The sequence below is a fragment of the Clostridium weizhouense genome (assembly GCF_019431045.1).
In the GTDB taxonomy this organism is placed as follows: domain Bacteria; phylum Bacillota; class Clostridia; order Clostridiales; family Clostridiaceae; genus Clostridium; species Clostridium weizhouense.
This window is the reverse complement of sequence record NZ_JAHXPT010000025.1, coordinates 1-11957: the sequence shown is the minus strand read 5'-3', so window position 1 is coordinate 11957 and position 11957 is coordinate 1. Positions and strand designations below refer to the sequence as shown.

Annotated in this window: 6 protein-coding genes; all 6 read left to right on the top strand. The window is 27.1% G+C overall.

Annotated elements, in window-relative coordinates; translation table 11 throughout:
• The first annotated feature begins 1096 nt into the window (after positions 1-1096).
• Positions 1097-3256 (top strand): 1,4-alpha-glucan branching protein GlgB, encoded by a 2160-nt coding sequence (glgB, locus tag KYD98_RS17755; protein ID WP_444546597.1) that lies wholly within the window; start codon positions 1097-1099, stop codon positions 3254-3256.
• A 34-nt stretch (positions 3257-3290) separates the two neighbouring features.
• Positions 3291-4727, top strand: coding sequence for a glycogen synthase GlgA (gene glgA, locus KYD98_RS17750; protein ID WP_219781390.1), 1437 nt, complete (start codon positions 3291-3293; stop codon positions 4725-4727).
• Between the two features lie 29 nt (positions 4728-4756).
• On the top strand, positions 4757-7192 hold the full coding sequence (locus KYD98_RS17745; protein ID WP_219781389.1) for a glycogen/starch/alpha-glucan phosphorylase: 2436 nt from the start codon (positions 4757-4759) through the stop codon (positions 7190-7192).
• Between the two features lie 14 nt (positions 7193-7206).
• Positions 7207-9021, top strand: a complete 1815-nt coding sequence (locus KYD98_RS17740; RefSeq protein ID WP_219781388.1) for a glycoside hydrolase family 13 protein — start codon at positions 7207-7209, stop codon at positions 9019-9021.
• A gap of 132 nt (positions 9022-9153) precedes the next feature.
• Positions 9154-10314 carry a glucose-1-phosphate adenylyltransferase gene (locus tag KYD98_RS17735; protein ID WP_219781387.1) on the top strand — a complete coding sequence of 387 codons (1161 nt, stop codon included), beginning with the start codon at positions 9154-9156 and terminating at the stop codon, positions 10312-10314.
• A gap of 23 nt (positions 10315-10337) precedes the next feature.
• Positions 10338-11444 (top strand): glucose-1-phosphate adenylyltransferase subunit GlgD, encoded by a 1107-nt coding sequence (gene glgD, locus KYD98_RS17730; protein ID WP_219781386.1) that lies wholly within the window; start codon positions 10338-10340, stop codon positions 11442-11444.
• Positions 11445-11957 lie beyond the last annotated feature (513 nt).

Sequence of the window (11957 nt, the reverse complement as noted above, 5' to 3'; positions counted from 1 at the left end):
GCGCCGAAGGTACTGCATGGGAGACTGTGTGGAAGATTAGGACGTTGCCAGGTAAGTGTAAAAGAGATAGTTATTATGGCTATCTCTTTTTTATTTAAATAAAATTAGAAAATTTCATCAGTTTAATAAATTAGAAAATAATAATATAAAAAAACACTTCTATTTAAATATTATTACTTTTTATATAAACCATTTAAATTCAATTAAATATACTTGAATTTAACTTGAGTTTAAAATGTTATAGATTCTAGTAAATTTAAGATGGACTTTAAAGAGAATAAAAAAATAATTAGCTATGTATAAAATTAAAAAAATATTTATACATAGCTTTTTTAATATGTATAAATATTACAATAATATGTTTTTATCTAATTAAAGATTTAAATATTTAATTAGATGAATATTTAATATATAGATTTTTTAATATGATAATTAAAAAAAGTTACTAGATATATTTTTAAGACGTTGTTAATAATCAGTATTAAAAATATAGATTAAGATATATTTCTGTACAATAAATAAAGGATAATATTTTAATTCAAACTATATGGAATAATTTTTTAATTAATAGAATACAAATGGAAACAGACTGCAATTTATAGCTTTTCTTTTAAGTGTATACTTATTTCGTATTATACAAATAAAAGTTAAGAATTATCTGTATATTCTTAAAAGAGAATTTTATGGATGTAGAAAAAAATATATAGGTGAGATAAAAGAGTTTTTTTTGTAAAAAGATAAGAATTTAGGCAAAAATAAAGGGGTTAAAAAAGCAATTAAAACGAGCAAAATCGAGTGAAATGAATTCAAGAATTTGGTAAAATATAATTAATATCATTATGTAATATATTATTACACATTAATTATAAAAAATAAGTATACAAAGAGAATTTAGATAGGAGGGGCTAATTTGAAACGCAGTAACAAAAATAGTAAAAAGGTGGGAACTAATTTAGGTGATGACTTAGAAAATGTAAAACTAACAAAAAAACAAGAAATTAAAGTGAAGGAAAATGATATTAAAGGCACTTCTTTAAAATCTACAGATACAACAGATTCTGTTAAAACAAGTGTAAATCCAAAGGAGGCTCTATCTATAAAAGAAATTAAAGATAATAAATTAATTTCTGATAAAAAGGAAAATCACCAAAAGTCTGATAAAAAAAATAAAAATGTTAAATCAAATAAGAAAACACGATATGTTGAAAAGTATGGAAGAAAAATAAATAAATTTGATATTACTAGTGAGAATACAGATTTATTTCATAAAGGCAAAAATTATAATGTTTATAACATACTAGGTGCTCATGTAAAGACTGAAAAAAGAAAAAAAGGAGTTAGATTTACAACTTGGGCTCCTAATGCTAAAGAGATTTATTTAGTTGGGGATTTTAATAATTTTGAAATTGATAAAAATTATAAGCTTGAAAAAATTACAGATAAAGGATTATGGAGTTTATTTTTAGTTGGAGCAGAGGTAGGATCTAAATATAAATATTGTATTATTGACCAAAATGGAAAACAGAGTGAATATAAATCAGATCCATATGCAATAGAAAGTGAATTAAGGCCAAATACTGCATCTATAGTTTGTGAATTAAATAATTTTAAATGGAATGATAGAAAATGGATTAATAAAAGAAATAAAACTAATATTTTTGAAAGTGCAATGAACATATATGAAGTGCATCTAGGCTCATGGAAAAGAAGTGAAGATAATAACTTTTTAACATATGAACAACTTAGTGAAGAACTTCCTAAATATGTTAAAGAAATGGGGTATACCCATATTGAATTGATGCCAATATGTGAGCATCCATTAGATCAATCATGGGGATATCAAGGAACAGGTTATTATTCTCCAACTAGTAGATATGGAGATGCAAATGGATTAAAAAAATTAATAGATACATTACATCAACAAGATATTGGGGTAATTTTTGATTGGGTCCCTGGACATTTTTGTAAAGATGCTCATGGATTATATAAATTTGATGGAACACCAACATATGAATATTCAGAAGAATGGCGATCTGAAAATTTAGGTTGGGGGACATGTAACTTTGATTTAGGAAAACCGGAGGTAAGATGTTATTTAATATCTAATGCATTGTATTGGATAAGAGAATTTCATATTGACGGTATTAGAGTAGATGCTGTCTCTAGTATACTTTATTTGGATTATAACAAAGGCGAAAATGAATGGGTACCAAATAAATATGGTGGAAGAGAAAATTTAGAAGGTATAGATTTTCTAAAAGAGCTTAACAGAGCTATTTTGGGGGAATTTCCTAAAGTATTAATGATTGCTGAAGAATCAACAGCTTGGCCTAATGTTAGCAAATCTAATAGTGGAGAATCATTAGGTTTCAACTTTAAATGGAATATGGGATGGATGAATGATATGTTAGAATATATAAAATTAGATCCTATATATAGAAAATACAATCATAATAAGGTCACTTTTTCAATGATGTATAATCACTCAGAGAATTTTATACTTCCAATATCTCATGATGAGGTTGTACATGGTAAAAAATCTTTAGTAGATAAGATGTGGGGAGATTATTGGAATAAATTCGCAGGATTAAGATTATTCGCTTCATATATGATGGGACATCCAGGTAAGAAGTTGCTTTTTATGGGATGTGAATTTGGTCAATTTATAGAATGGAGAGAATATGAAGGCTTAGAATGGTTTTTAATTGATAAATATGAGATGCATAAACAAACATTATCATTTTTTAAGGAATTAAATCATTTTTATCTTAATAATAAGGCACTTTGGGAATTGGATTATGATGCAAATGGATTTACTTGGATTGATGCAGATAATACTTCTCAAAGTATATTGGCGTTTATAAGAAGGGGTAGGATTGATGAGGATACTTTAATATTTATAAGCAATTTTACACCAGTTGTTTACTATGATTATAGAATAGGCGTACCATTTTTAGGTGAATATGAGGAAGTGTTAAATACTGACGATGTTAAGTTTGGTGGTTCAGGTCAAATAATTGGTAAAGCATTATTATCAGAAAAAGTAGCTTTTCATAATCAATCATATTCAATGAATATTAAAGTACCGCCAATGGCTACAATAATTTTTAAAATAAAATCTATTAATAATGATGTTTCTGAAGATGATGAACAAACTGAAAAATTTATTCGAAAATCTGAATATAGTAAAAAAGTAGAGGATATTAAAGACATTAAAGATATTATGAATAAAATTAAAGTGTTAGAAGAATACTAGAATAGTAAAAGGTGTAAAAGTAGGAGGGAAAATGATGAGGGTTTTATTTGTAGCTTCTGAAGCAAATCCATTTATTAAAAGTGGTGGGTTAGGAGACGTAGCTGGAGCATTGCCAAAAGAACTTGCTAAAAAAGGTGTTGATGTTAGAGTTGTAATACCTAAATATAAAGAAATAAATAATGAATTAAGAGATAGATTAAGATTTAATAAGTGGTTTACAGTAAATGTTGGTTGGAGAAATCAATTTTGTGGTATATCAGAATATTCTTGTGATGGAGTTACGTATTATCTTGTAGACAACGAATATTACTTTTATAGAGATGGTATATATGGATATTATGATGATGCAGAAAGATTTGCTTTTTTTGATAGAGCTGTATTAGACATGATAAAGCAATTAGATTGGCAACCTAATATTATACATTGTAATGATTGGCAAACAGGAATGATTCCAGTTTTACTTAAATTAGAATATATGAAAAAAGATATGTTTTATTGGAATATAAAAACAGTATTTTCAATTCACAATATACTTTTTCAAGGCGTTTTTGACCCTGTAATTTTACCAGAACTATTTGGATATGATTATCAACCATACTTAGATAAAAGTTTAAAATTTGACGACGGTGTAGGATTCATGAAAGGTGCAATAATTTATTCAGATTTTATTACGACTGTTAGTTATAGTTATGCAGAAGAAATTAAAACACCTCAATATGGTGAAAGATTAGATAAGATATTGAGAGAAAAATCTTATGCATTAAGAGGAATATTAAATGGCATAGATTATGATGAATTTAATCCACAAACTGATAATTTAATAGCTAAAAATTATAGCGTTGATAATATAAGCAAAAAATATTTAAATAAAGAAGCTCTTCAAAAAGAACTTGGATTAAATGTTAATAAGGATACCCCTTTAATTGGAATGGTAACTAGACTAACAAGTCAAAAGGGGCTAGATTTGTTAGTATCAATAGCTGATAGGCTATTACAAAAAGATATCCAGTTGGTTATAGTTGGGACTGGTGATAAATATTACGAGGAGCATTTTAGGTGGTTAAATAAAAGATATAGAAGTAAGGTATCTGTAAATATTAAGTTTGATAATGTATTAGCACACAAAGTTTATGCTTCGGCAGATATGTTCTTAATGCCTTCATTATTTGAACCTTGCGGACTAGGTCAATTAATAGCACTTAGATATGGAACAATTCCAATTGTAAGAGAAACTGGTGGGTTAAGAGATACGGTTAGAGCGTATAACGAGTATACAGGAGAAGGTAACGGATTTAGTTTTTATAATTATAATGCAGATGAACTATTTTATATGATAGATTACGCATTAAGAATGTATTATGACAAGAATAGGTGGAGCAATATAGTAAAGCAAGCAATGAATTCTGATAATAGTTGGAGCAAATCAGCTGAGGAATATTTAAATATGTATAAGGAGTTAGAATATAGGTAATATTAAATCTCAGTATAGGGGGAAGCTAAATGGTAACAATGGATAAGAAATCATTTAAAAAAGCATATGTAAATAAATTTTTAGAAATGCATGGAATAGAGCTTAAAGAAGGTACGAACCAACAAAAATATGAAGCGTTGGGAAGCTTAGTAAGAGATTATGTTACTAGGACTTGGTTAAGAACAAATAAAAAATATAATAAAACCGGTGAAAAACAAGTTTATTATTTTTCGATGGAATTTTTATTAGGAAGACTGCTAGGGGATGCTTTATTAAATATTGGAATTAGAGATATTTGTAAAGAGGGTTTAGCAGAACTTAATATAGATTTACAAGAGTTAGAAAATTTAGAGGAAGATCAGGGATTAGGAAATGGAGGTCTTGGTAGACTTGCAGCCTGTTTTTTAGATTCTATGGCATCATTAAATATACCAGGACATGGATGTGGTATTAGATATAAATATGGATTTTTCGAACAAAAGATAATTGATGGAAAGCAAGTTGAAGTTTCAGATGACTGGCTAAGACACGGAAATGTATGGGAAAGAAGAAATTCAAATAAAGCTGAAATTGTTAGGTTTGGAGGAGACATTAAAGTTGAAGAACGTAATGGAAGGTTAACATTTGTTCATGTAAATTATGCACCTGTTTTAGCAGTACCATATGATACACCAATTGTTGGTTATAAAAATGGAATTGCTAATACTCTTAGACTTTGGAGTGCAGAAGCAGTTTCAAATGAATTTGATTTTTCTTCATTCAGTAGAGGTGATTTTTTAAAAGCAATTGAATACAAAAATTCAGTAGAATCTATATCTCAAGTATTATATCCAGAGGATTCATTTTATGAAGGTAAGATACTTAGATTAAAACAACAATATTTCTTTGTTTCAGCTGGTATTCAAAGTATAATAAGACATTTTAAAAAGCATGGTGGTAACATTTTTGAATTAGATGATAAGATATCAATTCACATAAATGATACTCATCCAACTTTAGCAATACCAGAACTTATGAGGATTTTACTAGATGAAGAGGGATTAGCTTGGGAGGATGCATGGAGAATAACTGAAAAAACAATATCTTATACTAATCATACAATTTTGGCAGAAGCATTAGAAAAATGGCCTATTGATATGTTTAAATCTTTACTTCCAAGAATATATATGATTATTGAAGAGATAAATAGGAGATACTGTGAAGAACTTTGGAGTAAATTCCCAGGTCAAGAAAACAAAATATCTAGAATGGCTATAATAGGTAATGGCCAAATTAGAATGGCACCTTTAGCTATAGTAGGAAGCCATAGTATTAATGGAGTAGCAAAACTTCATACAGAGATATTAAAGAAGAAAGAAATGAGTGACTTTTATTATTTATATCCTAATAAATTTAATAATAAGACAAATGGAATAACTCATAGAAGGTGGCTGTTAAAGAGTAATCCTAAGCTTACACAATTATTATGTGAAACAATAGGAGATGGATTTATTAAACATCCATTAGATCTTCAAAATTTTGAAAATCATTTGAATGACACTTCAGTTTTAGATAGATTAGCAAAAATAAAATTTGAGAATAAGCAAAAATTAGCTAAAATAATATTTCAAAATCAAAATATTTCAGTAGATCCTAAGTCTATATTTGATGTTCAGGTAAAAAGAATACATGCATATAAAAGGCAAACCATGAACTGTTTAAGGATAATGGATTTGTATAATAAATTAATAGATAATCCTAATTTAGATATTCACCCAAGAACTTTTATATTTGCAGGAAAAGCAGCACCAGGATATTATCTTGCTAAAAATACTATAGAGTTAATAAATAATGTTGCAGATAAAATAAACAATGATTCAAGGGTTAATGACAAAATAAAAGTAGTATTCATGGAAAATTACAGAGTTTCATTAGCAGAAGACATAATTCCGGGTACTGATGTGAGTGAACAGATATCTACAACTACTAAAGAAGCTTCTGGAACTTCAAATATGAAATTTATGATGAATGGAGCAATTACAGTAGCAACATTAGATGGAGCTAATATAGAAATAAAGGATGAAGTTGGTGATGATAATATAATTATTTTTGGACTAAATGCAGATGAAGTATTGAATTATTATAGAAATGGTGGATATAGTGCCTTAGAAATGTATAATAATGATTTAAGAATTAAAAATGTACTTAATGACTTGATAAATGGAAAATATCATAATGATAGAGATAGATTTAAGAGTATATATGAAAACTTAATTACTTATAATGATGAGTTTTTTGTGTTAAAAGATTTTGATTCTTATTTAAAAGCTCAAGATAAAATAGACAAATTATATAGAAATAAAAGAGAATGGCAAAAGATGTGCGGTGTTAATATAGCACATTCTGGAATATTTTCGTCAGATAGAACTATAGAACAATATGCAACAGGAATTTGGGGATCTGAAGTACTATATAAGAACCTATAGGAAGGACTAAGTTAATGAATGACATAAAGGTAGTTTATAATTCTCAAGATAAAAATTTTAGAAAACCTTTTGGTGCAGTAGAGCTAGGCCAAAAGGTAAAATTATCGATTGTAGTTAATAAGGATTTAATGGTAGCTATAGAGATTATAAATTTTAATGGTGATAGCTCTCAGATTGGAATGCAAAAAGAATATTTAAATAATGGAGACTATAAGTATTCAGCAAAAATAGATACATCAAAAAGTATAGGAATTTTGCAATATTATTTTATTTTAATTGATGGATATAGAAGAATTTATTATGGAAATAATGATGAAAAACTGGGTGGGGAGGGTCAACTATATATAAATGATCCAGTTCCATATCAAATAACAGTTTATGAGAAATGTAATATTCCAAATTGGTATAAAGAAGGAATAGTATATCAAATATTTGTAGATAGATTTTTTAATGGGAATGATGATAAAAAGATAAATTTTCCTAAGAAAAATTCTTTTATATACGCTACCTGGGATGATGAGCCTATGTATATAAAGGATAATATGGGAAGAGTGTTAAGATGGGATTTCTATGGTGGAAATCTAAAAGGCATATTAAAAAAATTAGATTATATTAAATCATTAGGTGCAAACATAATTTATTTAAGTCCTATATTTAAATCAGCTAGTTGTCATAAATATGATGTAGGAGATTATGAAATTGTGGATGAAATGTTTGGAAGTAATGATGAATTTCATAATTTATGTAAAGTTGCAGATCTTAAAGGAATTAAGATCATATTAGATGGTGTATTTAGTAATACTGGTTCTGATAGTAAGTATTTTAATAAATTAGGAAATTATGATGAAATAGGAGCTTATCAGTCTCCAAATTCAAAATATTATAATTGGTTTAAGTTTATAAATTATCCTTATCAATACGAATCATGGTGGGGACTTGAAAATAGACCTAATGTCAATGAATTAGAAGAAAGTTATCTAGATTATATTGTAAATAAAAAAAATTCAATTATAGAAAAATGGATGAATTTAGGCGCAAGTGGATGGAGATTAAATGTTGCTGATGAATTGCCTGATAAATTTATAAGATTAATTAAGAAGAAAATGAATAGTATTAATAATGATAATATTTTAATAGGTGAAGTTTGGGAAGATGCATCTAATAAAATAAGTTATTCAAAAAAAAGAGAATATTTATTTGGAAGAGAATTAGATTCTGTTACTAACTATCCTTTAAGAGAATGTTTAATTAATTTTGTTAAAGGGTATATTAAATCAAGTAAATTTAAAAAGAAAATAATGTGTTTATATGAAAATTATCCTCGAGAAAATTTTTATGCAAATATGAATATTATAGGTACACATGATACTGAAAGAATTTTAACTGTATTAGATAAAAAATTAGATTTATTAAAGTTAATTATAGTATTGCAAATGACATTACCAGGTGTTCCAGTAATTTATTATGGTGATGAGGCTGGATTAGAGGGTGGAAAAGATCCAGAGTGTAGGAAACCATATCCTTGGGGAAAAGAAAATGATAAAATAATTAAATTTTATCAAAAAATTACAGAAATAAGAAACAATGAAGATATATTAAAAAAAGGGAACTTAAAAATCTATGATACAACAGATGAAATATGTATTTATGAAAGAAGATATGAGGAAAATAGTATTGTGATTATAGTAAATAATTCATTTTCAGATAAGCCTATAAAATGCCCGGAAATTGAAGGTGAATATATGGATTTGTTTAGAAATAAGAAGATTAATATAACCACTAATAGTACATTATCAGCCTATGAATTTTATATTTTAGGTGAGATTTAGATACATCAAAGAAAATAATAGTTTAAAATGATAATTCTTTATTATTTTTTTTAGTGTGATTTAATAATAAATTTATAGTAAACAAGTGATTTTATATATGAGAATTAGGGGAATAGAGAGGGGAATTCATTTATGGGAAAAAATGAAATTGTAGCAATGATATTGGCAGGAGGACAAGGGTCTAGATTAGGGGTTCTTACTAAAAAATTAGCTAAACCAGCAGTACCATTTGGCGGGAAATACAGAATAATAGATTTTCCGTTGAGTAATTGTTCGAATTCAGGAATATATACAGTCGGTGTATTAACTCAATATAAACCACTAGAGTTAAATGCACATATTGGAATAGGTGGTCCGTGGGATTTAGATAGAAAAAATGGTGGGGTAAATATATTACCACCATATCAAGAAGAAAAAGGTGGAAATTGGTATAAAGGAACAGCAAATGCCATTTATCAAAATATAGAATTTGTAGATAGATATGACCCAGAATATGTATTGATATTATCAGGAGATCATATTTATAAAATGGATTATACAAAAATGCTAGATTTTCACAAAGAAAAAAATGCAGAGGCTACTATTGCGGTTATAGAAGTTCCTATGGATGAAGCAAGTCGTTTTGGAATAATGAACACTAGAGAGGATCTTTCAATATATGAATTTGAAGAGAAACCTAAAAATCCTAAGAGTAATTTAGCATCCATGGGTATATATATATTTAATTGGAAAACTTTAAAAAAATATCTAAAGAATGATGAGTTAAATAAAGAATCTAGCAATGATTTTGGAAAAGATATAATCCCCAATATGCTAGGAGATGGAAGCAAAATGGTTGCTTATCCATTTAAAGGTTATTGGAAAGACGTAGGTACTATTGAGAGTCTTTGGCAAGCAAATATGGATTTATTAAAAGACAATAATGAACTTGACTTACATGATGAGGATTGGAAAATATATACAGATAATCCGGTAAGACCTGCTCAATATATAGGGGAAACAGCTAGGGTATCTAATGCACTTATAGTTGAAGGATGTGTAGTGAATGGAGAAGTTGAGAATTCAGTTCTATTCCAAGGCGTACAAGTGGGTAAAAATTCAATAATCAGAGATTCAGTTATTATGAATAATGCTAAAATAGGAGATAATGTAGTAATCGAAAAAGCTATTATTGGTAATAATGCAGTAATACGAAAAGATTGCAGAATAGGATTAGGTGATGAGATAGCTATTGTAGCTGCTAAAGAGGAAATAAAGATGGGTACTATAATAGAAAAAAGTAAGGTAGTATAAAAGAGATGATGGGGGATATGGGAATGAACAACTGTTTGGGAATAATAAATTTAGATGAAAATGAAAGTAAAATGGGGGAATTAGTTGTAAATAGGCCTCTTGCTTCAGTTCCAATAGCGGGTAGGTATAGAATTATAGATTTCGTTTTATCAAATATGACTAATTCAGGTATTGATAGTATAGGTATTTTTGCTAAAAATAAATCTAGATCATTAATAGATCATTTAACTAATGGGAGACCTTGGGATTTGCATAGAAAAAAAGATGGATTAAGAGTATTTAACTTTGGAGAGGTTGAACCAGCTTATGAAGATGTACGCAATTTTGCAGATAATATAGAATTTTTTAAACATAGTCATAAAAAATATGTAATTTTAACTCCATCATATATGATATGTAATATAGATTATAAGGGAATAATAGATTATCATAAAAAAAGTAAAAATGATATTACTATAGTTTATAAAAAAGTAAACAATGGGGACAAAGAATTTATTGGATGTGATGTGTTAAATTTTGATGATTTAAATGAAGTAATAAGCGTTGGAGAAAATGTGGGAAGAGATACAGAAATTGATATTAGTATGGAAATGTATATATTATCAAGAGAAGTATTTATTGATATTGTTGAAGATTGTATAATAAGTGGAATGTATAAAAAAGTAAAAAATTTTATACACGATAATTTAGATATTTTAAGAGTTGGTGGATATGAATTTAAAGGTGATTTAAATTGTATAAATTCTATTAAAGCTTTATATGATAGTAATATGAAATTATTAAATAGAAAGATAAGTAAAGAAATATTTAAAGAAGAGAGAGCTATATATACAAAAGTTAAAGATGAAGCTCCAACACATTATACTTGCACTAGTGAAGTTGTGAATTCAATTATAGCTAATGGATGCTATATTGAAGGTAAGGTGGAAAATTGCATAATAGGAAGAAGAGTTTATATTGGAAAAAATGCTAAACTTAAAGATTGTGTAATTATGCAAAACAGTGTTATAGGTGATTTTACTATACTAGATAGTGTAATTGCAGATAAGGGAACGGAAATTAAAAAAGGTGAAAAGCTAGTAGGATCACATATATATCCATTAGTTCTTATGAAAAAACAATTTTTATAAATATTAAGTATAGACTCTTTATCTAATCTAGCTTTATAGAGTAGTCTATGAAAAATAAAAAAAGGTTGATATATTAACTTTTTAGATTTATTTTTATGTTATAGAGTAATTAGAAAAATATTAAAGGATATATTTAAAAGTAATTTCTTTTAAATATATCCTTTTTTGAAGGATATATTTATAGTTATTTAACTATGAAAGCCTAATAACGTCTATTTTTAGAGAAAAAACCAAAAAAATATTGACAATTATTTAATTAGATGATAAGATAAAACACGTCGCTAAAAGTAATAAGCAAAACAAGTTACAAAATTGAGAAATTATTTAAAACTTGGAAAAACTTATTGACAGTATTTGAATCAGGTGATATACTAAAAAAGTCGCTTGGTGGTGACACGAAAAAACAAAAGCTGACAACGGAAGTTGAAGCGAAAGAAAAATGGTCTTTGAAAATTGAACAGAATATAAAAAATACATTTAAGTAAACCAGCAATTCTTTTTGAAAGTAAGCTA